The following is a 23,991-nucleotide window of genomic DNA, read 5'->3' as shown; positions in this document are numbered from 1 at the left end:
GCCATATGCAGGTGCAACACAGGAGCAACCGGGTTAAAGGGATCATCTTCGATATGGACAATACGATCTTGAAATCAAGTATCGACTTTCAAGGGATGAAGGAGGAAACGTACCGCCTCCTCGTCAAGCGCGGAATATTGCCTAATCACTTGCCTCTTGCGGTGCATACAACAGCAACCATCATCAAAACGGCGATCGAGACGAAGCTCATGAACCAGCAATTGATCGATGAAATGTGGGAGATACCGAAGCGATTCGAAACGGCGGGAATGGAATTCGCGGAGTTAGAAGCGGGTGTGACAGAGCTGCTGTCCGAATTACAGGGTCAGTACTATTTGGCTATTGTCACCAACAACTCGATTGCTGCCGCAGTTGCCGCATTACGAGGTCACCATATATTCGACTACTTCAATATCGTTATTGGTCGGGAATATATGAATGGGATGAAGCCTTCCCCTGACGGGTTCCACGCCGTGTTAGATAGCTATGAGCATGTCCCTGCCAGGGAATGGCTGTCCGTTGGCGATGCATGGATTGACGGTGCGGCCTCAGAAGCAGCGGGCATCCCATTCGTCGCCTACAATGCGGATACAGAAAAAATGGCCCAAATGGGGGTCCGTCCGATTGCGCATATTCATGATATTAGAGAGCTTCGGCAGCTGTTATGATGAAACGTTTTAGAATTGGAAAAGGTCTCTGGTTTTCTGTTATTCTATTCGTTGTACTTGCATGCTCGATTGTATATTATTCGTCACGCTCCACGATGCAGAACGAAATCATGCGGGAACTAAATGATATACATAGCGGCTCTAATGAAATCATCGTTACGCAGATCAAAGAGGATCAAGTGTTTACTTTGTATGAGGTCGATAGTCATTCCATTCGATATGCGTATTTTAAAGATAAACAGTTTGGCCTTGAGCTTCTTCATTCCGGCGGAAATGCAGCTTTGCAATCCGATGATGGCATTTCGTGGCACGTATCGGAACGAGCCAATGGAGAAGAAGCCTTCTATTACGGGGCAGTTCTCGATCCTGCAATTGCTCAAATCGTCATTATAAATTCAGGTGTGAAATCCGCCCAAATAATTGAATATGAAGACAAACGTGCATGGTTTTTGGCAGATGAGTCTCGAATAAAGCTTCCCGTTCATATACGGGCGATTGATCTTGAAGGTAATGTCGTATACGAATCTTACAATGGAGAATAACTATGGAGATGATCAAGCTCAACGAAATCACATTCCAATTAAAGGAGCCCCACAGCTTGGAATGGGTAACGGAGCTGGGGGAAGTGTTCGCGGTGTTCGACCAACAGGATTCCGGCAATATTTCGTTCGGTATCGAGACGCCGGCTGGGAAGAAATTTGTGAAATATGCCGGTGCAAAAACGATTCATTATAATGGCGAACCGCAAGAGGCTATAGAACGGCTGCAGGCTGCCATTCCTCTGTACCAACGTTTAGCGCATCCCTCCCTTGTTAAGCTTGTTGATCATTTCCATGCGGGAGAAGGCTTCGCTGCGGTATTCGAATGGTTCGATGGCGAGAATCTTCATCCGCATTGGACGTTTCCGCCCCCGGCCAAATACGAGGACCCCGCGTCGCCTTATTATCGCTATAAGCAGCTTCCGCTCGATGCTCGTTTGACATCGCTGGAGCAGCTTTTTGTTTTTCATCTTCATGTGGCGGATCAAGGCTTCGTTGCCGTTGATTTTTATGACGGAAGCATTCTTTATGATTTTGCGACCCATTCTACTAAAATTTGCGATATTGATGTCTATCAGAAGAAACCATTTATCAATACAATGGGCAGGCTCTGGGGTTCAAAAAGATTTATGTCGCCCGAAGAGTTTCAACTGGGGGCAGAGATCGACGAAATTACGAACGTATTTAATATGGGGGCGATGGCCTTCTCGCTTCTAGGCGGAGAGTTGGATCGTTCGATCGAGAAGTGGGAGGCGAGTAAGGGTCTTTATGAAGTTGCGCTTCGCGCTGCGAGCGCTGATCGTGAAAGAAGATACCAGTCCCTGGTCGAGTTTTATTGGGCTTGGACAAACGCTAAGGAGACCATATGAACAACGAATATCAATTAACTAATCGAGTACCGACGATTGAAGAATACGTACAGCTTTGCACGGAAGTAGGCTGGAAGGATTACATGAATTTTGAAGCGGCTGAACATTCATTGCCCAAATCATTGTTCGGAGTCGTCGCTCAGCATGGCGATCGCGTAGTAGGGATGGGCCGCGTTGTCGGCGATGGACATATCTACTTCTATATTCAAGATATAGCCGTGTCGCCAGATCATCAAAATAAAGGCATAGGCCAGATGATCATGGAAGCAATCACGAGCCATCTGAAAGAACATGCGCCGGAGAAGGCATTTGTCGGATTGTTCGCGGCGCAAGGGAAGGAGCCCTTTTACCAGCGTTACGGGTTCCAGCGCCACGATGGAATGACGGGGATGTTCGGCGTCGTGCATGGCAATCAAATTTTGTGAGAGGATGGAAGCCATGATTAGGATTACGTATTCCGATGTGAGAAAGCCGATGGCAAACGACGTGGCTCGAGTGTTCCAAAGCTCTGGGATTAAGAGGCCTTCCGACGATCTTGCGCGCATTCAGAAAATGATCGATTCCGCCACGCTTATCGTCTCCGCGTGGGACGGAGAGAAGTTGGTCGGCCTTGCGAGAGCTTTGACGGATTATTCCTACTGCTGCTATCTGTCCGATCTGGCGGTTGACGGAAGCTATCAGAAGCACGGGATCGGCAATGAGCTTGTGAGCCGGATCCAGAATCAAATCGGCGAACAATGTTCGCTTGTACTGCTCTCCGCGCCAGGTGCGCTCGACTATTATCCGAAGCTGGGATTTGAGAAAGCCGATAATGCTTTTGTCATTAAGCGTAAAAGATAATAGGAGGAGGTGCGCGGCATGCTAGCGATGAAGCTCCCAAGAGAGCGGAAAGAAGAGATGATTGCGAGTCTGATCAGCTACTATGAACGCGAGAGATCGGAATCTCTCGGAAATCTGGAGGCTGAGCTTCTGGTAGATTTTATGCTGAGCGAATTCGGTCCGTTCCTATATAATCAAGCCCTTAGCGATGTGAGGGCTTTCATGAGCAAAAAGGCGGAACAGCTGGAAGACGAACTATACGCCATGGAAGTATCGACGCGATCGGCCAAGAGGAGGAACTAGAGACGATGCGTGTAGAATTTGATGGATATGTGATCAGTTCGGATAAGTCGCTGCTGCAGCTGGAGCGGATTTATTCATGGTTAGGTCAATCTTATTGGGCGAGTCATCGTCCCGCGGAGACGATTAAGCGCTCCATTGAATCAGAAGCCTCCATTTGCTTCGGTGTGTATGGCGGCGGGAATCAAATCGGGTTTGCCCGAGCCGTGACGGATCAAGCGACAATGTATTGGTTATGCGATGTTTGGATCGACGAGGCGTATAGAGGCAGGGGAGTGGGAAAAAGATTCGTGGATAGCATCATTCAGTCCGATGAGCTGATCCATCTCTCCGGATTTTTGGGAACGGCCGACGCGCATCGATTATATGAACAGCATGGTTTCGTCAAAGATTCGGAACGGTTCATGGTTCGGAGACCGAAGCATTACAAATCGCCTTAATCAGGTTGTTCCAACACATCTCAAAAAGAGGGATCAAGATGCCGCTAAACTATTGGAAGTCCGACATCATCACGTTAAGGGCTTTGAAATCCACGGATGCGAAGCTGTTTCAGCAATTCGATGACGAGGTATCGCGCAACGTCGATCAGATCTATCCGCCCCAGTCCGACGAGAGGCAGTCCCAGTGGCTCGAATCCGAGCAGAAGTCGAGAATCGGCGATCAATTCCGATGGGTTGCGGAGAATGCGGCAGGCGAGGCGATCGGCACGATTAACACGTTCTCCTGCGATCGAAGGAATGGGACGTTCAAATACGGTATAACGCTTCTGCCAGCCTTCCGCGGTCAAGGCAACGCCCGAGAAATGATACGGATGGTGCTGCGCTATTACTTTTTTGAACTAAACTACCAGAAGGTAACGCCCCATGTCTATTCTTTCAACCAGTCTTCTATCGCTTTGCATGAGAAGATGGGCTTTGTTCGAGAAGGCCAGCTGCGCAGCATGATCTATTCGAACGGCGAATATTTTGATGAAATTCATTATGGGATAACGAGATCGGAGTTCGAGCGGTTGTATGGGAAAGAGTAATCGGGACTCCGCTTCCGAATTAGGAACGAAGATTTATAGAAATGAGGGGGTGCGCGATGAGTCAGGTAAGAGCAGGCATTCTGGGATTATGCGTAGGCGACGCCTTGGGCGTGCCGGTCGAATTCAGAGCGAGAGAGGCATTAGTTCAAGCTCCGGTAACCGATATGAGAGAGTATGGCTCGCATCATCAGCCCGCGGGGACTTGGTCTGACGATAGCTCTATGGTGTTCTGCCAAATGGAAAGCATGATCGGAAGCAACGGAATCGACATGTACGATACGGCGCATCAATTCACGAGATGGTACGATGCCGCGTTCTGGACGCCGCATGGCAAAGTGTTCGATATCGGCATTGCCACTCGGAGAGCCATTGATAGGCTGATGGATGAGTTTATCCGTCCGGATCTCGCCGGCGGCTCCGATGAGTACAGCAACGGCAATGGATCGCTTATGCGGATCCTTCCGTTAGCCTACGAGCTTCAGCGCCATCCGGTTGAAGCAAGAATACAAGCGGTCAAGCAGATTTCGTCCATCACGCACCGGCACTCCACTTCCGTCATCGGCTGCGTCATTTATGTGGAGCTCGCCTTATCGTTGCTGCAAGGACTTCGATTGGAGGAAGGCCTCCTTCAAATTAAGGATACGATTCCAAAGCTATTTGCGGGAGACGAAAGTCTGAAGCATTATGACCGCATTCTGAAGGAGGATCTCGGGAGCTTGCCGGAATCCGCGATCCAATCAACGGGATATGTGGTGCATACGCTTGAAGCCAGTCTCTGGTGTTTGCTGACTACCAATGATTATTCGGCCGCTGTACTGAAAGCCGTCAATCTCGGAGAGGACACCGACACGACTGGCGCGGTTGCCGGCGGCTTAGCCGGGCTTATGTACGGAGAGGATTCGATTCCTGAGAATTGGATACAGCAGCTGGCAAGGAAGGCTGACGTGTTGGATCTTTGCGAGAGATTCGAGCAATGGATATCGAGGGTTGAATAGGTGAATATGAGATGAATATAAATAAGAGACACGCTCTGAAGGCCGCATCGGCCGGAAGGGCGGTTTTTTTTGTCTATTCATTCGTTCATCTGCCTACTCTACCTTCCACTATATGTAAGTTGATGATACAATAATAGAATACGCAAATAGAGGGGCAGATCGAAGATGCGCACTATACATATTCAAGAAGAAATAGAATGGCTGCCAAAGCCGAACCGAATGACAACCATCATTACGGACCAGGTGCCGGAACGTGAAGCCGTTTCATGCGCGTTCGTGCTGGCCTTCCAAGAGGACGCGATCGTGCTTACCGAGCTCCATGATCGGGGATGGGATATTCCCGGCGGGCACGTCGAGCCTGGCGAATCCGTAGAGGATGCGGCTAGGCGGGAGCTCTACGAAGAAACGGGTGCCCATGTCGGCGCACTGGAGCAGCTCGGCTACATGAAGATCGAATTATTCGGCGAACGGCCGAGTGGTTATTCCTATCCTTTCCCGAATAGCTACATGGTCTTCTATTGGGGGAAGGTAACGAAAGTAGACGAGGTTCAGGTGAATAAAGAGGTTCGGGGAAGGGGCATGTTCCGACCGGAGCAAGCGATACAGGTGCCTTGGGTCCGCGAAAATGAAGGGCTGTACCGGGAAGCTTTGGTCCAGGCCGGTTACCTGCAAGGCTAAGGAGAGGAGAGGCCGACGTGCATACGACTATATATATGGTCAGACATGCCGAATCGCCTTACGCGTTAGGCGAAGAAAAAACGAGAGGACTCTCGCGCGAAGGCGCGCAGGAAGCGAAGAAAGCAGCGGATTTGCTGGAAGGCGTTGAGATCCATGCTGTCTGCTCCAGCTCATATGCCCGGGCAAGGGAAACGGTGCAAGAGCTGGCCGAGCGCAGAGAGCTGCCGATCATGGAATATGACGAGCTGGTCGAAAGATCCATTTTAGGTTTGGAAGTGCAGGCTCCGTGGGAGGACATCGTGGCCGCGATCAAACGCTCCTTCGAGGATGAGGAATACGCTTTGCCAGGCGGGGAGTCGACTCGGGCCGCCCAGCAGCGGGCCATTCCCCTCTTCGAGCGGTTGCTTGAACAATATGCGGGCCGAAGCATCGCTATAGGGACACATGGCAATATCATGACCATTATAATGAACTATTACGACAGCCGCTTCGGGTACGACTTCTGGCAGAGCACCTCCAAGCCGGATATCTACCGAATGGTCTTCGATAATCGCCGATTAACCAGCGTGGAGCGGATCTGGAAGTAGGACGTGATCGACATGACAATTGAACGCATCGCAGCGCTATGTATGATCATTATCATTTCGTCATTATTTGGTCTGATGATCTATCGAGATCGGCAGATCAGGCGCCGGGAAGAAAAACTAGCGATCGAAATCGCGCGCGCCAAAGTCATACGCAAGCGGGAAGAGACAATCGAGCCGGATCGCCGCATTCCTAAGGTGACCCTCTATTTTGTTACATTCGAAGTCCGAGGCGAAGCGGTCGAGTTTCCGATCAAATCGGATGTCAGATACGAGGAGCTGCGGGTCGGACAGGAAGGTATTCTGCATTTCAAACGAAAAAATTGGTCCACGACGTTTCTAGCTTTTCATGAAGACGGACACGGAAGGAGCAGGGCATATGGTCATTGAATCCCGGTTTGCTTTGAACGGCGACTTGCGCATTCACTATCTGGAAACGGTTTCTGCGTCGCCTCTGACGCCCGTCCTGCTCTGTCCCGGACTATCTGAAACCGCCGAGGAATATGAGGAGCTAATAGCTTACTTGTGGCCTCGACGATGCGCAGTACTGTCGTTTCGCGGACGGGGCTTAAGCGACACTCCGGCTGCAGGCTATGATTTGAAAGAACATGTATCGGATATTGAGAGCGTCGTAAAGGACGCAGCGCTTCATCGATTCCATCTTTTCGCATACTCGCGAGGAGTGTCGTACGCGCTTGGGTTCGCGCGAGCGAATATGGCCTCTGTCGAATCGATTATGGTTCAAGACTATCCCGCGCAGCACAAGATGATGCCGCCGGAGTGGGCGGAGGAATACATTAACGACTACCTAATTCCATACGGCAGAACCGGGAATATCCGCCCCGAGGCGGTTAGAGGAATCCAAAGGGAGTCGAGGCAAGCGGATTTGCGTTTTTCTTTCCCTCGCCGGCTCCTCATCTTAAGAGGCATGCTCGAGGGCAGCCTTATAAGCGAGCAAGACATGGACGTCTACCGGGAGATGAACCCGGGCCTGGACGAGCATTGCTTTTATGAATCTGCCCATAGCATCCGCAGCACGGAGAAGGCTTTGCTCTTCCAGACAATCAAACAATTTTTGGGCAACGCATAGAGAAGGAGAACAGCGATGCATGAAGGGATCGAAGTGAAGCCCCTGTTGCTTCACCAAGTATTCAATCGGTCGGAGCAGGACTTGGAATTTCTCGTCATATCCCAGCCGAACACCAAAAATGACCGCGTGAGCCGCGAGTAACGATAACAGCGTGACTAATGGAGGAGGCGAATATGTTGGATGAGGTTCGATATCCGATAGGAAGATTCGAAGGTTCGCCGTACCTTACGATTCAGGAGCGTCAAGAGTATATTCGGATGATTCCGGAATTAGTCGGAGCGCTGCGTTCCGTTTTGAACCATTTAGACAGTACCCGGCTAAGCAGTCCTTACCGTCCGGAAGGATGGACGCCGACTCAAATCGTACATCATCTAGCCGACAATGATATGAACGCCTATTTGCGATTCAAGAGAGCGTTAACGGAACATAACCCGTCTGCAAGCAGCTATCGGGAAGATCTGTGGGGAGCTCTTCATGACTATCAGACGCTTCCGATCGAGCATTCTTTGGTCCTCCTAGAAGCTCTCCACTATCGTTTTCATGTGCTTCTGACGGGGATGATGCCTGAAGAGTTCACACGAACGCTCGTGACGGAAGCGCTGGGTCAAGTTACGCTGGATATGGCGCTGCAGCGGTTTGTGTGGCATCATCGGCATCACCGCGCGCATATCCATTCGATAATAGGAGAACGCTCGAGTGATCCGTTATAAAGCGGCGCAGTAAGGAGGACAAATATGTTCTATATTATCATTCTGCTGGTGGTTATTACGATAGAGCTGATTTCCATAGAAATTAGACAGAAAAAGCAGACTCAAAATCAACAACTCATGCTGGAGAAGATGGACGCCATATTAAATGAGTTGAGAGCCAGGCAGGAGCGCTGAAGAAGGATAAGATGCGGATACTCGCTGTGGCGATGATCCCGACGGGAGGTGGACGGATTGAAGCCGATTAAACGTTCAAAGCTTAGGATCTGGGCGGGGACTCGCGTGTTCCGCGCGCAGAGATATTGGCAATGGTGGTTCGGCGGAACGGCCATAGCCAAGCGGAAGCAGACGGAGCGTCTCAGCGTGCTTGTAAGCGAACACCAAACTCCGTTATTCAGAGTGTTGAAAGACGTGGACATGAGCCTGCAGCACGATAAGGTCCACAACCTTAGGCTAGCCATAGAACGCCTGAATGGACTCGTCATTCAACCAGGCGAGACATTCTCCTATTGGAGAACGATCGGGAAACCGACGAAACGGAAAGGCTATGTCGAAGGAATGGTGTTATTCTACGGCAGCTTCAAGAAAGGAATCGGCGGGGGACTCTGTCAGCTATCTAATCTCATCTATTGGATTACGCTGCATACGCCGCTTCAAGTCGTCGAACGTCACCGCCACAGCTACGACGTGTTTCCGGATGCGAACCGAACGCAGCCCTTCGGCAGCGGGGCAACCTGCGCGTACAATTACCTGGATTTGCAAATCTATAATCCGACGGATCGTCCCTATCAGCTCTTGCTACATTTGACAGACGAGCATCTGGTAGGACAATGGAGATCGAATCAACCCCATCTTTATCGTTACGAGGTTTATGAGAAGGAGCATCGCTTCGAGCTGCAGTATTGGGGCGGATATGTAAGGCATAACCAAATCTATCGGATCGTACGGAATGCCGGGAATGAAATCATTGCGGACGAGTTTATTGCCGAAAATCACGCGTTAATGATGTATGAGCCTTTGCTTGCAGAGCCGATGGCGGACAAACGATATGCTACTCGGAATAAATAGGAGTGGATGAAGTGAACTATCAAATTAGAGAAGCTACTAAAGAGGATATCTCCTTTCTGTGGGATATGCTCTTCGAATCCTTATACGCGCCGGAGGGACAGGAGCCTTTCACAAGAGACATCCTGAACGATCCCTATTTGGCCAAATACGTCGAGGGATGGGGCAGAACGGGGGATATTGGTTATCTCGCGATCGACGAGGCAGGCAATCCGATGGGTTCCATTACGGCAAGGCTGTTCGATTCGTCGAACAAAGGATTTGGTTACGTTGCCGACGACGTGCCGGAGCTTGGGATGGCCATTCTGCCAAGTTATCGGGGCAAGGGGCTTGGCAACGCGCTGATCCGGCAGCTCATGAACGGACTTAAGGAGCGGGGCTTCCGCAAAGTTTCGCTTAGCGTAGACCCGGGGAATACGGCTGCCGTCAAATTATACGAGAAGTTTGGCTTTGCCGAAGTTGGCGTCGTAGGCACGTCGATTACCATGGTCGCCGACGTCGAACAATCCTAATCCAGATAGGAGATTGCCATGACGATTATCCGCACGATAACGATGGAGGAAGCCGAGCCGTTCTGGCGTCTGAGGCTAGAGGCGCTGCAGACAAATCCGGAAGCTTTCGGCAGAACCTACGAGGAAGCCTCCCGATTGACCAACGATGCCATAAGAGGCAGATTAGCTGCCAATGAGAACCAGTTCGTGCTGGGAGCGTATGACGACGATGGCAGCCTGGTCGGAATGGCGGGACTAAAGAGGGAGACCGCGGTCAAAATGTCCCACAAAGCCATGATTTGGGGAATGTACGTCTCGCCGGGCTGCCGCAAGCAGAAAATAGGGCATCGTTTGCTGCAAGAGATCATGAGCCGGGCTAAAGAAATGGCAGGCCTTGAGCAAGTGACGCTGGCGGTCGTAACGGGCAACGAACAAGCGCGTAACCTTTATTTATCGATGGGCTTCGAGGTTTATGGACGGGAGCGGAATGCTTTGAAGCATAACGGGATTTCCTATGACGAGGAGCTTATGGTTTATTTTATCCAGAACTCATAATTAGCGAGGTAACAGATGATCATTTGGATTAATGGCGCTTTCGGGGCAGGCAAGACGCAATCGTCACATGAGCTGCATCGCCGGCTTCCGGGCTCCTTCTTGTATGACCCGGAGAACGTCGGGTATTTCTTGAGGAATAATACACCGAAATCCTTGCGTGAAGGCGATTTCCAAGATTTATCGGCGTGGCGCGAATGCAATCTCTCCATTCTCCGAATGCTCCATGCCAAACATGACGGGCCGATTATCGTACCGATGACGCTTGTTCATCCGGCGTATTTTGATGAAATAATTGGAGAATTGCGCCAATCCGGCGTAGAAGTCAAACATTTTGCCTTGCTTGCCTCGAAGCCGATCATTCTGGAAAGGCTGCGAAAGCGGAGGGAGGGGCCGAATTCCTGGGCTGCCCGGCAAATTGATCGCTGTATGGCTGCGCTGTCAACGGAAAAATTCGCGCAGCATATCGAGTCGGATCATCTGTCCATCGATCAGGTTGTCGAAAAGATCGGGGAGCTCGCCGGCCTGAAGCTTACGCCGGATCACCGCGGCGCCTTCCGGAAGAGAGTAGATCGCATCCGAACGCAGTTGAAGCATATTCGCTGGCTGTAAGGTTTCGGAGCGGTATCATGTATAGAGGGGAGATCGGCATGACGGACGTAAGCAGGCTCGAGAGAATTCGGGCCGAAGAGAGGGCTTATCATGATGAGTGCTACGCGCGGAACGAATTGTTCGCGCCGGGCTCTTGGCTGCAGAAGCCCGTGGCCACGGTTATGAATTTGCTGCCTCGGCTTGATCGGCGCTCCAGTCTGCAGATGCTGGATTTAGGCTGCGGAGTAGGGAGAAACACGATCCCTATGGCGCAATATATTCAGAAACAAGGCAAGAGCGGTCAGGTTGCTGCCGTGGATTTGCTGGAATCGGCGATTAATGGTTTGGGGCGATATGCGCAGCAATACGAGGTGGCTTCTTCTATTCGGCCCGTTCTTTCCGATATCGAATCGTATAAGTTCGAACCGCATTCTTTCGATTTGATCGTGGCGGTCTCGACGCTCGAGCATCTCCGTTCCATTCCTATCTTGAAGCATAAGCTGAACGAAATGGCCGCTGGAACAAAACCCGGAGGAATCGTCTGCATCGTGATGAGCTCGAATATTCAGGAGAAGCGGGTGGCAACGGGGGAAAGCCTCGATCCCATGTTCGAAATCAATCTCAATACGGAAGCTCTAATCCAGATGCTTGACGACGCCTTTACAGGCTGGACGTTGTTGGACAGGCAAGTGAAGGCCTTGCAATTCAAGATTGAGCGAAGAGGCGAGCCTGTCTGGCTGGGCTCGGATTGTTTGACTTATGTGGTTCAAAATCCTGATCTATGAACATGGATCAGGTTTTTTGTATGTTTTTTACATTTCGGGAGAAGCCTACGGCATATATGGTATGTTTGCGCTAGGGGAGGCAGCGGCTGGATGGGCATTCTCTTTCAAAGCAATCCGAGGACGCAAGAAATCTATAAGATGGTTCATGAAACCTATGAGCTCAAGAAAGCTATGTGGCTCGAGGACGTCTTTCTGACATGGCAGTGGTGGCTGGGCGTGGCGTTAACGGTTTTGCCTTGGATCTTCTGGTTGTTCGTAAGGAAAAAAGAGCATACGCACCGCTTTCTCTATGCGGCCTTCTTCGTCATGGTAATCGCGATCTGGCTCGACAGCTTCGGCGTGCAGCTCGGGCTATGGCATTATAATTACGAGGTATCACCGTTTTCTCCGAACTATAAGCCCTGGGACATTACGTTAATACCTGTCATGACCATGCTGACCATTCAGTGGTTCCCGAAAGCGAAGGCCTGGATCAAAGGCGCGATCTATGCCGCCTTGATCGCTTTTGTCTTCGAGCCGCTATTCGTCTGGATCGGCTTTGTTCACTATCCGCAATGGGAGTTCATCTTCTCCTATCCCGTTTATTTCCTGATGTATGTCATTGCCTCTTATCTGTACCGCGCCAAAACGTTTAACGCGAGGATGCCCGAGTGAGGCATCGAACACAAAAAAACGGGATGCGGAGCAAGCAAATCCGGCATCCCGTCATGTCCATTCATTACGGCAAAAGCTTCTCGAGTTCCGCGATCATCGCCTTGTACGTCTCCGACTTCTGGAGCTTGTTGATATAGGCGTTCCACTCTTCCAGGCTCATCTCGCCAGTAATGAACTGCACTTTATTTCTCATAAGCTCTTGATTCAGTTCATCGTATGTCCACGAACTCCGTAAGACGCCGGCTTCGGGCAGGAGGCTGTCTTCGTAGGATATTGTCCTCCATTCCTTGACCGCCGCCTCGTATTGGTCCCGTACCTTTGTAGGGAGCTGCTCCAGCGACATGTTGTTCTGAAGCATATCGGGCTTGCCGAACAGGCTGTCCACCGCTTCCTGATCTGCGCGCTGCCAGCCTTCCAGCTCGGACCATTTGTTCTCCAACGTCATCTCGATGTCGTAATCCAACCACTTCAGCAGTTCCGCCGGATCGTCTTTCGTCATGGCTGACACGATATAGGCGCCTGAGCCATTCGTCAGCCAAGGTGCAATCGGTTTGCTAGTCGAGGCGGCTTTTAGCGTGCCGAGCGGCAGCCAAGCTGCTTTATCGCCGGTTAGGCGCGCGGCTTCGTCGATCGTCATGGCGGCAAGGCCTGCTTGATTATTCGTCAATCGCTGTTCGGTCTGACCGGCCGACATGACGGCGAAGTCTTCGTCGAGCAGACCGTCCGCATACGCTTTGGCCAGCCATTGCAAAGCTTCGGTCAGCTGAGCGGTGACCGCATGGTCGATCAGCTTGCCGTCCTGGACGCTGAAGCGTTCGGGGCTTCCCGTGAACGCGTGCTCGACCCATCCGAGGGAATAGGCTCCGCTCATCGTTCCGGTTAATCCCCTCGTATTATTTTTCTCATCGCCGTCTGGATCCTGCTCGGTGAACGCTTTCATAACCGCATAAACTTCGTCCATCGTCCGCGGCGCGGACAGCCCGAGATTATCCAGCCAATCCTGTCTCACGGCAGGGAAGGCGGCATGATGCGGATCGCTCAGGCGGGGGATCGTATAAATTTGTCCGTCGATCTGGCGCGTATGTCGGTTATCTTCCGCGTATTTCCGCAGACGATCCAGCTTGTCCAGATGCGGCTCGAGATCGAGCGAGAAGCTGCTTGTCAATTCGTCGTCGAGGAAATACGGATCCGGGAATAACATCAGATCGGCCATATCTCCCGCCGCGATCATCACCTTCGCTTTCTGCTCGTAATGCTCCGGTTCGACCCAGGTCAACTCCACATCGGCTTGCCATTCGCTCTTCAGGTGCTCGAGCAGAACGGAAGGCGTAAGGGCGGTGGAAGCGCGCGGAACCTGCGTCATGACCCGGAACCTTGGAATCGCCTGCGGATCCGTTACGAAGGCGACTCTGCTGGGAGCGTCCCACTTGACGTGTAGCCCTGCGGCTTCCGCCGCCGCGCGAAGCGGAATCCACATCGATCCTTCCTCAATGAACGGCGCCGATTGCAGCGGGAGCGGCGTCGTTCCGCCCAGCTCCCACTGAAGGGACTGATCGGTGAAGAGAAGCCCGGGCCGGTTCTTATGTATGGCCGTAATGCTGCGGCTGCCTTGGTTCCACTGCAGGGAGTAGCCTAGGCCTTCGAGCATGTTCCTGGCTTGTACCATCATAACGCCGTCAACAAGCCGCGGAGGGGCCGTGAGCGAGACCGGCAAATCTTCAAAGCTGACATAGACCATGCTCCGAAGCATTTCCTCCCATTCGGACAGCGGAGGCGGCGCATCATTCGCGTGTACGCCGGCACTTCCCATAAGAGCGGAAGTCAGAGTAACGGCGGCCATGCCGGAAAGGGCGGATCGGCGAAGCTTCTTTTTTCCCATTGTTTGTCCTCGCTTTCTAATCGATTTCTATTTATCCTAACGTCAAACGTTGGAAAGGAGTTGCAATTGACGCGCATATTTCCATCCATTTGAAACCATCCTTTAATTGTTCAACATTGAAAGGAGAGAACAAGGATGAGCGTACTATATACGGCTTCCGTCACCGTGACGGGAGGAAGAGAAGGGCAAGTCGCGTCCAACGACGGGGCGATTCATTTGAAGCTGTCCATGCCGGAATCGCTCGGGGGCAAAGGGGGCAGCGGCACGAATCCGGAGCAGTTGTTCGCGGCGGGTTACGCTTCCTGCTTCGACAGCGCCTTGCAGCTTGTCATTCAGCGCCAGAAGGTCAGCGACGTGAAGGGAACCGAGGTGACGGCTCATGTCTCCCTGTTGAAGGACGAGAGCGACAGCGGTTATAAGCTCGGCGTTAAGCTGAATGTGAAGGTTGCCGGCGTCGATCAGGCGACGGCGAGCAAGCTAGTGGAAGCCGCGCATCAAGTATGTCCTTACTCCAAAGCGACCCGAGGCAACATCGAGGTCGAGACGGTAAGCGCCGTGGAGGCCGCGGCAGGAGTTTAACGGTAGCGGAATAACCCGTCGCGCTATAGGCGCGCGCGGGTTATTTTCATTGTAAGGCATGATTCGATTTCATACATTCCTTCCGCGAGTGCCTGTCCAAAATCAAGTAAAATCGGTTATAATGGTTGAGGTATGCAAGATTCGAATCCTTATAGACGAAAGTGGGAGCAGTATGGGACGTAAATGGAATAACATCAAAGAAAAGAAAGCGTCCAAAGACGCGAATACGAGCCGAATATACGCCAAGTTCGGCGTTGAAATTTATGTGGCCGCCAAGAAGGGCGAGCCCGATCCGGAATCCAACCGCGCGCTGAAGGTGGTTCTGGAGCGTGCCAAGACGTATAACGTGCCGAAAGCGATCATCGACCGCGCGCTCGACAAAGCGAAGGGCAGCAACGACGAGAACTACCAGGAGCTCCGCTACGAGGGCTTCGGGCCGAACGGCTCCATGGTCATCGTGGACACGCTGACGAATAACGTCAACCGCACGGCGCCGGCCGTACGCGCCGCATTCAACAAGTGCGGCGGAAGCATGGGCGTAAGCGGGTCCGTCGCTTATATGTTCGATGCGACGGCCGTCATCGGCATCTCCGGCAAATCGCTGGACGAGGTGATAGAGCTCATGCTGGAAGCGGACGTCGACGTTCGCGACATCGTGGAGGAAGAGGAGTCGGTTATCGTCTACGCGGAGCCGGATCAATTCCATGCCGTTCAGGAAGCGTTCAAGCAAGCTGGCGTTACGGAGTTCGATATTGCCGAGCTGACGATGCTCGCGCAAAACTACGTCACGCTGCCGGCCGACGGCCAAGCGCAGTTCGAGAAGCTGATCGATCTGCTCGAAGATCTCGAGGACGTGCAGCAAGTGTATCATAACGTGGAGCTGGAAGACTAAACCGACAGCGACCAGCCAGAGGAGCCGCGACGAGTCGCGGCTCTCTTTTATTAAAAGGTAGGATGGGAGGGGGAGCATGCATGAAGGCGATTCAAGTTCACGAAGAGACGCGCAGGCTGTATATTGACGAAGTCGACGGGCCGAGCCTTACGGACGGCGAGCTTCTGGTCCGTGTGCGGGCTACGGCGCTCAACCGGGCCGATTTGCTCCAGAAGCGCGGCTTGTACCCGCCTCCGCCAGGCGCAACGGACATACTCGGACTGGAGATGGCGGGCGTCGTCGAGGAAGGGGCGGGGGAATGGAAGAAAGGGGACCTCGTCATGGCGCTGCTGCCCGGCGGCGGTTACGCGGAGCGCGTTCGGATCCCCGCGAATATGGCCATGTCGGTCCCGGAAGGTTTCACCTTCGCGGAAGCGGCCGCGATACCGGAGGTGTTCCTCACGGCGTACCTCAACCTCATCCGGCTAGGAGCATTGACATCCGGGCAAACGGTGTTGATTCACGCCGGGGCGAGCGGAGTGGGGACGGCCGCGATCCAGCTTGCGAAAGCGCGCGGGGCAACCGTGATCGTCACCGCGGGTTCACAAGCGAAACGGGAGGCTTGTCTCGGGCTAGGGGCCGATCTTGCGCTGGACTATCATGAAGGGCCGTTTCTGCCTGCCGTTCGGGAATATACGCAAGGCCGCGGGGTCAACGTGGTCATGGATTTCGCCGGCGCGTCTTATTGGGAGCAGAATGTATCGGCGCTCGCGCTGGACGGGAAGCTCATTCTCGTAGGTTTGCTGGGCGGCTCCAAAGCGAAGGATATCGACTTGGGCGTGCTGCTGTCGAGAAGGCTGCAGGTGATCGGCTCGTCGCTTCGCACGCTCAGCGCAGAGCGCAAAGCGGAGCTGACCGCAGCCTTCGCTTCCGATGTGCTGCCGTTATTCCGGGATGGGCGGATGAAGCCCGTCATCGACTCGGAATGGGATTGGAGCCGCGCCCAGGAAGCGCATGAGCATATGGAGCAGAACCGCAATATCGGCAAAATCATTTTAAACATTTCGTAGCTGCCGCTTGGATTGATGACACGCAAGCTGTCACCGAAGCTATGGTAAGCTAATCGTGCATGAGGAGGGATTCGGTTCATGAAGCGGTCGGATCGGTTAATGGCCATCCTGGTGGCGCTGCAGCAGAGGTCCGAGACGGCTCAGGCGTTGGCCGATAAGCTGGAGGTATCGAAGCGGACCATTCTGCGGGATATGCAGGCGCTGTCCGAAATCGGAATTCCCCTCTACGCGGTCTCGGGTCCGAACGGCGGCTTCCGGTTAATGGACGGTTATAAGCTGCCGCCTCTTCACTTCGATGAGAAGGAGGCGCTCACGATTCTCTTCGCGCTGGAGACGGTTACGAAGCTGAAGGATTCGCCGTTCCGTCAAGCCCGCTATACGGCTATGGACAAGATCAGGGCAACGCTCCCAGCCGCGGTGCTGGAGCAAGTAGAGCCCGTGCTCGGGCATCTTGCGATCGAGATACCGGAACGTCCGCAGCGCGCGCCGCATCTCGAGTCTCTGCTAGAGTATGCCGCCGCATCCGCTTGGGTCGTTGCGGAATATCGTTCGGAGCGCCGCCAAAGCCGGCTTAGAATTCGGCCAACAAAGGTTTACAGCGCGCACGGCTTCTGGTATTGCGAAGCTTACTCGATGGAGCATGGAGAACACAGGACGTTCCGCGTGGACCGGTTCGTTCAATTGGAGGAGTCGGCGCCTCCGGAGGAGAAGGGCTTCGCGAAGGCAGCCGATACGCCGGTCCTTCAAGCGCCGCCTATACGAATCGCGGCCAGACTGACCTACAGAGGAGCGCTGCTCGCCGAACAGGATACGCATGTCGGACATCAAGTCAGACAGATCGACGACGAAGTATGGGAGCTGGAATTCGACTGTCCGGCGAGCGAATGGGGCTGGGCAGCCCGATTCTTCTATTCCATGGGCCCGGACGCGACCGTTCTTGAGCCGGTCATGCTTCGCCGAACGCTTCATGACATGGGACGTGAGCTTAGGGATAAGTATGCCGAATCCGTCCGTCATTCATGATCCCGATTAAGGAGGACTTACGATGATGCAATCAACAGTTTTCGAGAAGGCCAGGACGTTTGTATACCAGAATGCGCGGCTGCTTGACCACAAGCGGTTTGCTTACTTCTTCGAGGGCGGCTCGAAGCAGGACGTGCTTGAGGCGCTGAAGGCTTATCAGAACGAGGATGGGGGCTTCGGCCATGCGCTGGAGCCCGACATTCGGTGTCCTCATAGTCAGCCCGTCCCTACGGAGTATGCGCTCCATGTCATGGACGAGCTGGAAGCGTTCGACGAGTCGCTATTGAAAGGGGTTATCCGGTATGTGCGCGGTATATCGCTCCCGAATGGGGGTGTGCCCCTCGCCTTCAAGAGCTTGATGGAGTACCCGCATGCGCCTTGGTGGAAGACGGAAGACGACACGATTGCGAACATCAATCCAACAGGTCAGATCATGGGCTACTTGTTGAAGCAGAATACGATCACAGGCTTGGAGCGGGAAGAGTGGTTCGGGCGCAATCTGGACTTCATCTGGCGAGCGATCGGGGAGGGCGAGCCGGAAGGCTACCATGACGGTGTTCAATGGATCACATTTCTTGAGCATGCCCCGGTGATGGAACGCTCGGAGGCAGCTCGACGCCGCTTGGACAAGTGGCTGGCCAAGCCCGGCGTTATCGAAAGGAATCCCGAAGCGCAAGGCTACGTGCACAAAGTGCTGGATTGGATCGCGAGTCCGCGCAGCTACGCATCCAAGTTCGTTGCCGAATCGGATGTCGAGCTCCACTTGGACGCGATGCTTGAACAGCAGCGGGAAGACGGGGGATGGGCTATCACCTTCCCCGCGGTAAGCCCGATGGGAGAGCTGGAATGGCGCGGCTCCTTGACCGTGGATCGGCTTCGGACGCTTCAGGCGTTCGGAAGGCTGTAGTAGCGGAGCTTCGCGAAGCGAAGATGGACCTCAATCAGCCACTTTCTGCAAACTTTCTTCCGCTTCCTTCATTGGCGTCGCGAACGCGCTGGGATACAATGAGGACATCGCGACGGAACGAAAATCAAAAGCTGAAGGAGATGCGGACATGGACCTCAAATATCCGATTGGAACGTTCGAGCACATCGGAGACATATCGTTGGAACAGCGGGAGGCTTGGATACGCGATATTACGGAGCTGCCCTCGCTTATGAGGCAAGCCGTGCAAGGCTTGACGGAGGAGCAGCTGCGAATCCCGTACCGTGAAGGCGGCTGGACGATCCGTCAGGTCGTTCATCACGTGGCGGACAGCCATATGAACAGCTATATTCGCTTCAAGCTGGCTCTGACGGAGGACAACCCGACGATCCGGCCCTATCACGAAGACCGCTGGGCCGAGCTTCCCGATACCGAGCTGGAGCCGATCGAAACCTCGCTGCAGCTGCTCGATTCCCTCCACCGCAGATGGGTCCGGCTGCTGGCAGTCATGACGGACGAGCAATTCGCTCGGACGTTCTACCATCCGGGCTCGCAGGAGACGATGAGACTCGATATGACCGTCGGCAGCTATTCGTGGCACGGCCGTCATCATTTGGCGCATATTACGATGCTTAAAGAGCGATTGAATGGATTTTAACCAAGCTTAATCCTAAGGTCTGCACACCTGCAAAACGAATGTAAGCCCCGCCAACGCAGCCGCACGTGCTGCCCGGCAGGGCTTTTTTTCGACTCTTTTTTCACCGGGGTTACTTAAAGTCCTCCAGCCAGTTGGCGAGCCCCACAATTTCATCTTCGGACAGCCGCCCCTCGAATGCAGGCATTCCGCCGCCGCCTTTCGCGATTTTGGCATAAAGACGCTCACGGTCGAGCGCCGAACCGACCTGACTAAGCGCCGGTCCCATCGCTCCTTGATAGTCGCTTCCGTGACAGCCCATGCAGTTGCTTTTGTAGATCGTCTCCATGCTTGCCGCGTCCACCTCTACTTCCGGCACGGATGCCGAAGGCTGCTCCGGGGCGGCCGCTTCCTTCTCCGGAAGCTGGAACAATAAGAGCCACGCTGCCAGCAAGCCAGCAAGTCCAACCCCGGCTGCCATTATCCATTTCATGAGATCCTCTCCTCTGCACAACGTTGACTCTATCTTACCCTTACAACGCTTGTCCCAGAATGACTCTTTCGAGTCATTATTGTGGCGAAAGGCGGACATCGATTAGTTGCATCCGACAACTTTTGTTCACGATAATAGCTCTTTCGAGTCATCCTGACAGACGAACCGTATGGCTACAATAAGTAGAGTGCAAAAGAAAGGGGGGATCTAGCATGCTCAAAAAAATATTCGTCTACGCAGCGCTGGCCACGAGCCTAATTATACTGTCCGCGTGCTCCGGCGCGACAGCGGAGCCCGTCGAACGACTGGACCCGCTTGCGCTGGAAGCAGCCGTGCAGACGGTACCGGACGCGCCTGTGGCTGGGAGTCCCGTTAAGCTCTCGGCGATTTTCTCAGGCGGAGGGCAGCTTCCGGATTCCGCCCGGATGGAGTTCGAAATCCGGCAGGAGGATCAATCCGTGCGAGTCCAGGGCGAGAATGCCGGCAACAACACGTTCGAGGGCATCCATTCGTTCTCGGCGCCGGGAGAGTTCGAAGTCTATGTGCATCTGTACGGAGGCGATTTTCACGTGACGAAAATGCAGAAGGTGACCGTGCAATGAAAGTTGCCGCATCTCTTGCCGTGATGCTCATCGCGCTTCTCTGCTCGAATGCCGGAATTCTGAATAGCGTCGAGGCGGCAAAACAAAACGAAACGGATTCGGACCTGCAAGCGCGCATCGATCAAGCGAAGGCTGGCGACATCATTACGCTTGCCAGCGGCGAGTATGAAGGACCGTTGACGATTTCGAAGCCGCTGACTCTGGAAGCGGAGCCTGGCGCCGAGGTTACGATCGCGAACAAGTCGGAGCAGCCCGCCGTTACGGTTGCATCCCATGATGTCACCTTAACCGGATTTCGAATTAATGACGCTGCCATGAAGGAGCAGCCTTCGATTCTCATTAACCGGTCGCAATCGTTCCGCCTTGCCAATCTCGAAATTGAGACCGGCTCGTACGGCATCCGAATGGCGGATTCCAACCAAGGCGAAATACGAAACACTCTAATTGAATGGGCTGGAGAACGAGCGGACGCACCGGTCAAACTGTCGGAGAAAGGAAACGGAATCGACCTGTATCAATCGCATGATAATGTTTTGGAGGGCAATACGATCATCGCCATGCATGACGGCATTTATATGGAGAACAGCGACCGCAATACCGTAGCGGCGAACCGCTTTGAGCGACTGCGTTACGGCGTTCACTGCATGTACACGGTCGGCACCGTCATCCGGGACAATGCGGGCGAGTACAATATCACCGGCGCCATGATCATGGCGGTTCGCGAGGTAGAAGTCAGCTCCAATCGATTCGCCAAACAGAACGAAAACGTAAACTCGCAAGGAATTCTGCTGTTCGACGCGGAGTCCAGCGTCATTCGCGACAACGTGACGGAAGGCAACCGGGTAGGGCTGTACGTGGAGCAATCGGCCCGGAATACTATAACGGGCAATCGCGTCATCGGCAATTACATAGGGCTCCAGCTGCTCAAGGCGGAAGACAACCAGATCACCGATAACTTGTTTGTCGGCAACGTCGTGCAGGCCGAAGCCAAACAAAGCGTCCGGAACGAGCTTAGCGCCAACTACTGGGATGCGTTTCAAGGCATCGATACGGACGGAGACGGAGGGAGCGACATCCGTTATGCGATCAGCCCGTTCTTCCAGAGCGTGGTCAAAGCGAAGCCGGCGTTCCAGCTGTTCTTCCAAGCTCCAAGCTTTCAGTTCCTGGAGCAGTTGTTCCAATCGGATAAGGAGGCGTGGACGAAGGATGCCGAACCATTGATGGCTCCGAGCGGAGCAACAGCTGTTCAAGCGGCAGGCGAAGATCATGGGCTAAGCATGGCCGTCAGCATTATGCTGCTGTGCGCGGCCGTCGCGATTCTAATAAAGACGGGGGTAAAGAAATGATGAAAACAAAATCCAGCTTACTATATGGGACGGTTCTCCTATTGGCCTTGCTGCTCAGCGCATGCGGGAGCAAGGAATACAAGCCGGAGCCGATTAACGAAGACGTGGACAAATGCGTCATGTGCAACATGGCGGTGAAGGACGATCCGTACGCGACTCAGATCATTACGGTTGACGGTCAATCTCTCAAATTCGATGATATCGGCTGCATGAACGAATGGAAGACCGAGAACGGCACGGATGCGATCGGAGCCGAATTCGTCCGGGATCATAACCATGGCGACTGGGTGAAATACGAGACGGCTTATTACGCGTATCATAAGGACTTCAAAACGCCGATGGCTTATGGCATCATCTCGTTCGCAAGCAAAGCCTCCGCGGAAGCGTACGTGCAGGAGCAGGGCAAAGGCGTCGTGCTTTCTTCGGGGCAGCTGGCCGACCATACATGGGAGGTTAACCGGGACATGATGGATATGGAAATGATGAAGATGCACGAAGAGCAGCACCATTCCGCGGAAGGCGGCGGCTCCGAAGAGGAAAGCGGCGCTCATGGCGAGTCGGATTCCCATTCCAGCGAGGCGGGGTCCCATTCGTGAGACACTTGATCCAAGTTGCGGCAAGGGAGACCAGACTAGGGTTCCGTAATCCTTGGGCTTATTCCTTCATGGCCTTGTTCGCCTTGTTCATGCTGGGACTTCTTCTTATAAATGCTCAAGGGTACGTGCAGGGATATTCCGGAACGACCGGCACGCTTCTTAACCTGAGCGTTTATTTGCTGCCGCTCATGGCGCTCTTGCTCGGCTCGTTTTCGCTCGCTACGGAGAAGGAGGAAGGGAGCTGGGAGCTGCTTTCCGTGTATCCGCTAAGCACGGCATCCTTTATCGTTGGCAAATACGGCGGGCTCGCTCTCGTCTTAATCGTGATCGTGTCCGTCGGCTTCGGGCTATCCGGGTTAATCGGCTCGCTGGCGGGCGCAAGCTTCGGATTTCAGACATACGTTCAGCTTCTTGTTTTTTCCGTCAGCGTTTCGCTGCTTTATCTGGCCGTCGCGATGCTCGTCGGAACGATTGCCAAGAACCGCTGGCAGGCGCTGACGATCGGAGTTTCCATCTGGTTTTTTACCGTCATCGGCTGGGCGCCGATCTTGCTCGCGGCGCTTGGTTTCCTGCCTTATCCTTTAATTAAGCCCGTATTGTCCGTATTGACATTGCTCAACCCTGCCGAGCTGGCCCGATTGTTCACGGTGGTCAAATTAGGCGGGGGATCGATCATGGGGCCGGAGTATTACGAGTGGATGCTGTGGGTGAAACGCCCGACCGGCACCATAGCCTATATCGCGGCGGTCACCGTGTGGATCGGTGCTGCCGTTGGAGCATCGCAGTTGATCTGGGAGAGGAGGCGTTCCCGTGGCTGAGCCATTCGTAGAGTTAGCGGGTGTCAACAAACGAATGAAGCGACAAACGGTTATCGAAGGGCTTCGCTTGAATATCCGGCAAGGAAGCATCGTTGCTCTGTGCGGGGGCAATGGAGCAGGGAAGAGCACGATTCTGAAGATGATCGCGGGTATTCTGCAGCCGGACAGCGGAACCATCACGATTGGAGGCGTCAGCTGGAGAGGCGAACGGAGGCGTTATGCGGAGCTCATCGGTTATATGCCGGATGACTTCCGCTTCTCACCAGGCTTGACGGCATTCGAGACGCTGTCGTTCTGGGCCTCGCTGCGAGGGCTGCCGAAAAGCACGGCGCAGGAGGCGCTTGAGAGGGTAGGTCTAGCGGATACCGGCAGCAAACCGGTCGCCTCTTTCTCGAAGGGGATGCGGCAACGCGTCTTGTTCGCGCAAGCGATATTGGCAAAGCCGCCGCTGGTGCTGATGGATGAGCCGACGAACGGACTCGATCCGTATTGGATCGATACGTTCGTCCGCCAAGTGAAGGAGCTGTCCGCCGCCGGGCAGACGGTCATCTTCTCGACGCATCAGCTGCAGGTAGCCGAAGCGCTTGCCGATCATATCGCGCTGCTGCGCGGCGGCCGTATCGAGCTGGAAGGCGATGCCACGGAGATCAGGCAGAGATTGGGCGCCGCCGGACTGCAGGCTGCTTTTTCGGAATGGTTCGGTATTTCATCCGGTTGATAAGCATAGCGTTAATCCATAAA

At 53.7% G+C, this 23,991-nt stretch carries 35 protein-coding genes; 33 read left to right on the top strand and 2 right to left on the bottom strand.

Features of this window, described 5'->3' with window-relative positions; genetic code table 11:
• Positions 1–5 precede the first annotated feature (5 nt).
• The 22 genes from NQZ67_RS02740 (at position 6) to NQZ67_RS02635 (ending at position 12,414) form a co-directional block, all read left to right on the top strand.
• On the top strand, positions 6–668 hold the full coding sequence (locus tag NQZ67_RS02740) for an HAD family hydrolase (protein ID WP_371825257.1): 663 nt from the start codon (positions 6–8) through the stop codon (positions 666–668).
• Positions 665–1,210, top strand: a complete 546-nt coding sequence (locus NQZ67_RS02735) for a hypothetical protein (RefSeq protein WP_257442519.1) — start codon at positions 665–667, stop codon at positions 1,208–1,210. Before NQZ67_RS02740 ends, NQZ67_RS02735 begins: the two co-directional genes overlap by 4 nt.
• 2 nt (positions 1,211–1,212) lie before the next feature.
• Positions 1,213–2,076 carry a serine/threonine-protein kinase gene (locus tag NQZ67_RS02730; RefSeq protein WP_257442517.1) on the top strand — a complete coding sequence of 288 codons (864 nt, stop codon included), beginning with the start codon at positions 1,213–1,215 and terminating at the stop codon, positions 2,074–2,076.
• A complete protein-coding gene (locus NQZ67_RS02725) occupies positions 2,073–2,501 on the top strand; it encodes a GNAT family N-acetyltransferase (RefSeq protein WP_257442516.1) in 429 nt (142 codons plus the stop codon). Before NQZ67_RS02730 ends, NQZ67_RS02725 begins: the two co-directional genes overlap by 4 nt.
• A 4-nt stretch (positions 2,502–2,505) precedes the next feature.
• On the top strand, positions 2,506–2,916 hold the full coding sequence (locus tag NQZ67_RS02720) for a GNAT family N-acetyltransferase (protein ID WP_371825256.1): 411 nt from the start codon (positions 2,506–2,508) through the stop codon (positions 2,914–2,916).
• Between the two features lie 18 nt (positions 2,917–2,934).
• Positions 2,935–3,198, top strand: coding sequence for a DUF2164 domain-containing protein (locus tag NQZ67_RS02715; protein WP_257442513.1), 264 nt, complete (start codon positions 2,935–2,937; stop codon positions 3,196–3,198).
• 5 nt (positions 3,199–3,203) lie between these two features.
• Positions 3,204–3,635, top strand: coding sequence for a GNAT family N-acetyltransferase (locus NQZ67_RS02710; protein ID WP_257442511.1), 432 nt, complete (start codon positions 3,204–3,206; stop codon positions 3,633–3,635).
• A 38-nt stretch (positions 3,636–3,673) separates the two neighbouring features.
• A complete protein-coding gene (locus NQZ67_RS02705) occupies positions 3,674–4,222 on the top strand; it encodes a GNAT family N-acetyltransferase (protein WP_257442509.1) in 549 nt (182 codons plus the stop codon).
• A gap of 56 nt (positions 4,223–4,278) precedes the next feature.
• Entirely contained in the window at positions 4,279–5,217 is a 939-nt protein-coding gene (locus NQZ67_RS02700; RefSeq protein WP_257442507.1) for an ADP-ribosylglycohydrolase family protein, read from the top strand.
• Between the two features lie 165 nt (positions 5,218–5,382).
• Positions 5,383–5,895 carry an NUDIX domain-containing protein gene (locus tag NQZ67_RS02695; protein ID WP_257442505.1) on the top strand — a complete coding sequence of 171 codons (513 nt, stop codon included), beginning with the start codon at positions 5,383–5,385 and terminating at the stop codon, positions 5,893–5,895.
• Positions 5,896–5,912: 17 nt separating this feature from the next.
• Complete coding sequence (locus NQZ67_RS02690; RefSeq protein ID WP_257442504.1) at positions 5,913–6,482, top strand: histidine phosphatase family protein; 570 nt, start codon at positions 5,913–5,915, stop codon at positions 6,480–6,482.
• 12 nt (positions 6,483–6,494) lie between these two features.
• Positions 6,495–6,869 carry a DUF2500 family protein gene (locus NQZ67_RS02685; RefSeq protein ID WP_257442503.1) on the top strand — a complete coding sequence of 125 codons (375 nt, stop codon included), beginning with the start codon at positions 6,495–6,497 and terminating at the stop codon, positions 6,867–6,869.
• The gene (locus NQZ67_RS02680; protein WP_257442502.1) at positions 6,859–7,569 is read left to right on the top strand and encodes an alpha/beta fold hydrolase; all 711 of its coding nucleotides are present in this window, start codon (positions 6,859–6,861) and stop codon (positions 7,567–7,569) included. The genes NQZ67_RS02685 and NQZ67_RS02680 overlap by 11 nt, the downstream gene beginning before the upstream one ends.
• A gap of 15 nt (positions 7,570–7,584) precedes the next feature.
• Positions 7,585–7,710, top strand: a complete 126-nt coding sequence (locus NQZ67_RS02675; protein WP_306812675.1) for a cupin domain-containing protein — start codon at positions 7,585–7,587, stop codon at positions 7,708–7,710.
• A gap of 32 nt (positions 7,711–7,742) precedes the next feature.
• Positions 7,743–8,279, top strand: coding sequence for a YfiT family bacillithiol transferase (locus tag NQZ67_RS02670; RefSeq protein WP_257442501.1), 537 nt, complete (start codon positions 7,743–7,745; stop codon positions 8,277–8,279).
• Positions 8,280–8,303: 24 nt separating this feature from the next.
• Positions 8,304–8,453 (top strand): hypothetical protein, encoded by a 150-nt coding sequence (locus NQZ67_RS02665; protein ID WP_257442499.1) that lies wholly within the window; start codon positions 8,304–8,306, stop codon positions 8,451–8,453.
• A gap of 57 nt (positions 8,454–8,510) precedes the next feature.
• On the top strand, positions 8,511–9,344 hold the full coding sequence (locus NQZ67_RS02660) for a VanW family protein (protein WP_257442495.1): 834 nt from the start codon (positions 8,511–8,513) through the stop codon (positions 9,342–9,344).
• Positions 9,345–9,355: 11 nt separating this feature from the next.
• A complete protein-coding gene (locus tag NQZ67_RS02655) occupies positions 9,356–9,853 on the top strand; it encodes a GNAT family N-acetyltransferase (protein ID WP_257442494.1) in 498 nt (165 codons plus the stop codon).
• Between the two features lie 18 nt (positions 9,854–9,871).
• A complete protein-coding gene (locus NQZ67_RS02650) occupies positions 9,872–10,387 on the top strand; it encodes a GNAT family N-acetyltransferase (RefSeq protein WP_257442493.1) in 516 nt (171 codons plus the stop codon).
• A 15-nt stretch (positions 10,388–10,402) separates the two neighbouring features.
• Entirely contained in the window at positions 10,403–10,996 is a 594-nt protein-coding gene (locus NQZ67_RS02645) for an AAA family ATPase (RefSeq protein ID WP_257442492.1), read from the top strand.
• Positions 10,997–11,013: 17 nt separating this feature from the next.
• Positions 11,014–11,760: a class I SAM-dependent methyltransferase gene (locus NQZ67_RS02640; protein WP_257442490.1), complete on the top strand. Its 747-nt coding sequence runs from the start codon at positions 11,014–11,016 to the stop codon at positions 11,758–11,760.
• Positions 11,761–11,850: 90 nt separating this feature from the next.
• Positions 11,851–12,414 carry a CBO0543 family protein gene (locus NQZ67_RS02635; RefSeq protein WP_257442489.1) on the top strand — a complete coding sequence of 188 codons (564 nt, stop codon included), beginning with the start codon at positions 11,851–11,853 and terminating at the stop codon, positions 12,412–12,414.
• A 64-nt stretch (positions 12,415–12,478) separates the two neighbouring features.
• On the opposite strand, the gene NQZ67_RS02630 is transcribed toward NQZ67_RS02635, so the two are convergent.
• Positions 12,479–14,293 (bottom strand): stalk domain-containing protein, encoded by a 1,815-nt coding sequence (locus NQZ67_RS02630; protein ID WP_257442488.1) that lies wholly within the window; start codon positions 14,291–14,293, stop codon positions 12,479–12,481.
• A 135-nt stretch (positions 14,294–14,428) separates the two neighbouring features.
• Between NQZ67_RS02630 and NQZ67_RS02625 the strand changes: the two genes are divergently transcribed.
• The 6 genes from NQZ67_RS02625 to NQZ67_RS02600 all read left to right on the top strand — a co-directional run bounded on the left by NQZ67_RS02625 (position 14,429) and on the right by NQZ67_RS02600 (position 19,419).
• On the top strand, positions 14,429–14,872 hold the full coding sequence (locus NQZ67_RS02625; protein ID WP_257442487.1) for an organic hydroperoxide resistance protein: 444 nt from the start codon (positions 14,429–14,431) through the stop codon (positions 14,870–14,872).
• 172 nt (positions 14,873–15,044) lie between these two features.
• On the top strand, positions 15,045–15,764 hold the full coding sequence (locus NQZ67_RS02620) for a YebC/PmpR family DNA-binding transcriptional regulator (RefSeq protein ID WP_257442485.1): 720 nt from the start codon (positions 15,045–15,047) through the stop codon (positions 15,762–15,764).
• Between the two features lie 80 nt (positions 15,765–15,844).
• The gene (locus tag NQZ67_RS02615) at positions 15,845–16,813 is read left to right on the top strand and encodes an NAD(P)H-quinone oxidoreductase (protein WP_257442483.1); all 969 of its coding nucleotides are present in this window, start codon (positions 15,845–15,847) and stop codon (positions 16,811–16,813) included.
• A gap of 78 nt (positions 16,814–16,891) precedes the next feature.
• The gene (locus tag NQZ67_RS02610) at positions 16,892–17,836 is read left to right on the top strand and encodes a helix-turn-helix transcriptional regulator (RefSeq protein WP_257442481.1); all 945 of its coding nucleotides are present in this window, start codon (positions 16,892–16,894) and stop codon (positions 17,834–17,836) included.
• 22 nt (positions 17,837–17,858) lie between these two features.
• A complete protein-coding gene (locus tag NQZ67_RS02605) occupies positions 17,859–18,743 on the top strand; it encodes a hypothetical protein (RefSeq protein ID WP_257442480.1) in 885 nt (294 codons plus the stop codon).
• A 148-nt stretch (positions 18,744–18,891) separates the two neighbouring features.
• The gene (locus NQZ67_RS02600) at positions 18,892–19,419 is read left to right on the top strand and encodes a YfiT family bacillithiol transferase (protein WP_257442477.1); all 528 of its coding nucleotides are present in this window, start codon (positions 18,892–18,894) and stop codon (positions 19,417–19,419) included.
• 109 nt (positions 19,420–19,528) lie between these two features.
• Here NQZ67_RS02600 and NQZ67_RS02595 read toward each other — a convergent pair whose 3' ends face one another.
• On the bottom strand, positions 19,529–19,888 hold the full coding sequence (locus tag NQZ67_RS02595) for a c-type cytochrome (protein ID WP_257442476.1): 360 nt from the start codon (positions 19,886–19,888) through the stop codon (positions 19,529–19,531).
• A gap of 212 nt (positions 19,889–20,100) precedes the next feature.
• Here NQZ67_RS02595 and NQZ67_RS02590 point away from each other — a divergent pair, with 212 nt between their 5' ends.
• Genes NQZ67_RS02590 through NQZ67_RS02570 form a run of 5 tightly spaced genes read left to right on the top strand, consistent with a single transcriptional unit; the run spans position 20,101 to position 23,968 of the window.
• Positions 20,101–20,490, top strand: a complete 390-nt coding sequence (locus NQZ67_RS02590; RefSeq protein ID WP_257442475.1) for a hypothetical protein — start codon at positions 20,101–20,103, stop codon at positions 20,488–20,490.
• Positions 20,487–21,836 carry a right-handed parallel beta-helix repeat-containing protein gene (locus NQZ67_RS02585; RefSeq protein WP_257442474.1) on the top strand — a complete coding sequence of 450 codons (1,350 nt, stop codon included), beginning with the start codon at positions 20,487–20,489 and terminating at the stop codon, positions 21,834–21,836. Before NQZ67_RS02590 ends, NQZ67_RS02585 begins: the two co-directional genes overlap by 4 nt.
• The gene (locus tag NQZ67_RS02580) at positions 21,833–22,432 is read left to right on the top strand and encodes a nitrous oxide reductase accessory protein NosL (protein ID WP_257442473.1); all 600 of its coding nucleotides are present in this window, start codon (positions 21,833–21,835) and stop codon (positions 22,430–22,432) included. The genes NQZ67_RS02585 and NQZ67_RS02580 overlap by 4 nt, the downstream gene beginning before the upstream one ends.
• Positions 22,429–23,250 carry an ABC transporter permease gene (locus NQZ67_RS02575; protein WP_257442471.1) on the top strand — a complete coding sequence of 274 codons (822 nt, stop codon included), beginning with the start codon at positions 22,429–22,431 and terminating at the stop codon, positions 23,248–23,250. Before NQZ67_RS02580 ends, NQZ67_RS02575 begins: the two co-directional genes overlap by 4 nt.
• Positions 23,243–23,968, top strand: coding sequence for an ABC transporter ATP-binding protein (locus tag NQZ67_RS02570; protein ID WP_257442469.1), 726 nt, complete (start codon positions 23,243–23,245; stop codon positions 23,966–23,968). The genes NQZ67_RS02575 and NQZ67_RS02570 overlap by 8 nt, the downstream gene beginning before the upstream one ends.
• Positions 23,969–23,991 lie beyond the last annotated feature (23 nt).

This window comes from Paenibacillus soyae (assembly GCF_024623455.1).
In the GTDB taxonomy this organism is placed as follows: domain Bacteria; phylum Bacillota; class Bacilli; order Paenibacillales; family Paenibacillaceae; genus Pristimantibacillus; species Pristimantibacillus soyae.
This window is presented reverse-complemented; position numbering and strand designations above follow the sequence as displayed.

Bases quoted from the DNA above. Each gene is read 5' to 3' on its own strand.
- NQZ67_RS02740 (WP_371825257.1), top strand. From the start codon at position 6: ATGCAGGTGCAACACAGGAGCAACCGGGTTAAAGGGATCATCTTCGAT.
- NQZ67_RS02735 (WP_257442519.1), top strand. From the start codon at position 665: ATGATGAAACGTTTTAGAATTGGAAAAGGTCTCTGGTTTTCTGTTATT.
- NQZ67_RS02730 (WP_257442517.1), top strand. From the start codon at position 1,213: ATGGAGATGATCAAGCTCAACGAAATCACATTCCAATTAAAGGAGCCC.
- NQZ67_RS02725 (WP_257442516.1), top strand. From the start codon at position 2,073: ATGAACAACGAATATCAATTAACTAATCGAGTACCGACGATTGAAGAA.
- NQZ67_RS02720 (WP_371825256.1), top strand. From the start codon at position 2,506: ATGGAAGCCATGATTAGGATTACGTATTCCGATGTGAGAAAGCCGATG.
- NQZ67_RS02715 (WP_257442513.1), top strand. From the start codon at position 2,935: ATGCTAGCGATGAAGCTCCCAAGAGAGCGGAAAGAAGAGATGATTGCG.
- NQZ67_RS02710 (WP_257442511.1), top strand. From the start codon at position 3,204: ATGCGTGTAGAATTTGATGGATATGTGATCAGTTCGGATAAGTCGCTG.
- NQZ67_RS02705 (WP_257442509.1), top strand. From the start codon at position 3,674: ATGCCGCTAAACTATTGGAAGTCCGACATCATCACGTTAAGGGCTTTG.
- NQZ67_RS02700 (WP_257442507.1), top strand. From the start codon at position 4,279: ATGAGTCAGGTAAGAGCAGGCATTCTGGGATTATGCGTAGGCGACGCC.
- NQZ67_RS02695 (WP_257442505.1), top strand. From the start codon at position 5,383: ATGCGCACTATACATATTCAAGAAGAAATAGAATGGCTGCCAAAGCCG.
- NQZ67_RS02685 (WP_257442503.1), top strand. From the start codon at position 6,495: ATGACAATTGAACGCATCGCAGCGCTATGTATGATCATTATCATTTCG.
- NQZ67_RS02680 (WP_257442502.1), top strand. From the start codon at position 6,859: ATGGTCATTGAATCCCGGTTTGCTTTGAACGGCGACTTGCGCATTCAC.
- NQZ67_RS02675 (WP_306812675.1), top strand. From the start codon at position 7,585: ATGCATGAAGGGATCGAAGTGAAGCCCCTGTTGCTTCACCAAGTATTC.
- NQZ67_RS02670 (WP_257442501.1), top strand. From the start codon at position 7,743: ATGTTGGATGAGGTTCGATATCCGATAGGAAGATTCGAAGGTTCGCCG.
- NQZ67_RS02665 (WP_257442499.1), top strand. From the start codon at position 8,304: ATGTTCTATATTATCATTCTGCTGGTGGTTATTACGATAGAGCTGATT.
- NQZ67_RS02650 (WP_257442493.1), top strand. From the start codon at position 9,872: ATGACGATTATCCGCACGATAACGATGGAGGAAGCCGAGCCGTTCTGG.
- NQZ67_RS02645 (WP_257442492.1), top strand. From the start codon at position 10,403: ATGATCATTTGGATTAATGGCGCTTTCGGGGCAGGCAAGACGCAATCG.
- NQZ67_RS02640 (WP_257442490.1), top strand. From the start codon at position 11,014: ATGTATAGAGGGGAGATCGGCATGACGGACGTAAGCAGGCTCGAGAGA.
- NQZ67_RS02635 (WP_257442489.1), top strand. From the start codon at position 11,851: ATGGGCATTCTCTTTCAAAGCAATCCGAGGACGCAAGAAATCTATAAG.
- NQZ67_RS02630 (WP_257442488.1), bottom strand. From the start codon at position 14,293: ATGGGAAAAAAGAAGCTTCGCCGATCCGCCCTTTCCGGCATGGCCGCC.
- NQZ67_RS02625 (WP_257442487.1), top strand. From the start codon at position 14,429: ATGAGCGTACTATATACGGCTTCCGTCACCGTGACGGGAGGAAGAGAA.
- NQZ67_RS02620 (WP_257442485.1), top strand. From the start codon at position 15,045: ATGGGACGTAAATGGAATAACATCAAAGAAAAGAAAGCGTCCAAAGAC.
- NQZ67_RS02615 (WP_257442483.1), top strand. From the start codon at position 15,845: ATGAAGGCGATTCAAGTTCACGAAGAGACGCGCAGGCTGTATATTGAC.
- NQZ67_RS02610 (WP_257442481.1), top strand. From the start codon at position 16,892: ATGAAGCGGTCGGATCGGTTAATGGCCATCCTGGTGGCGCTGCAGCAG.
- NQZ67_RS02605 (WP_257442480.1), top strand. From the start codon at position 17,859: ATGATGCAATCAACAGTTTTCGAGAAGGCCAGGACGTTTGTATACCAG.
- NQZ67_RS02600 (WP_257442477.1), top strand. From the start codon at position 18,892: ATGGACCTCAAATATCCGATTGGAACGTTCGAGCACATCGGAGACATA.
- NQZ67_RS02595 (WP_257442476.1), bottom strand. From the start codon at position 19,888: ATGAAATGGATAATGGCAGCCGGGGTTGGACTTGCTGGCTTGCTGGCA.
- NQZ67_RS02590 (WP_257442475.1), top strand. From the start codon at position 20,101: ATGCTCAAAAAAATATTCGTCTACGCAGCGCTGGCCACGAGCCTAATT.
- NQZ67_RS02585 (WP_257442474.1), top strand. From the start codon at position 20,487: ATGAAAGTTGCCGCATCTCTTGCCGTGATGCTCATCGCGCTTCTCTGC.
- NQZ67_RS02580 (WP_257442473.1), top strand. From the start codon at position 21,833: ATGATGAAAACAAAATCCAGCTTACTATATGGGACGGTTCTCCTATTG.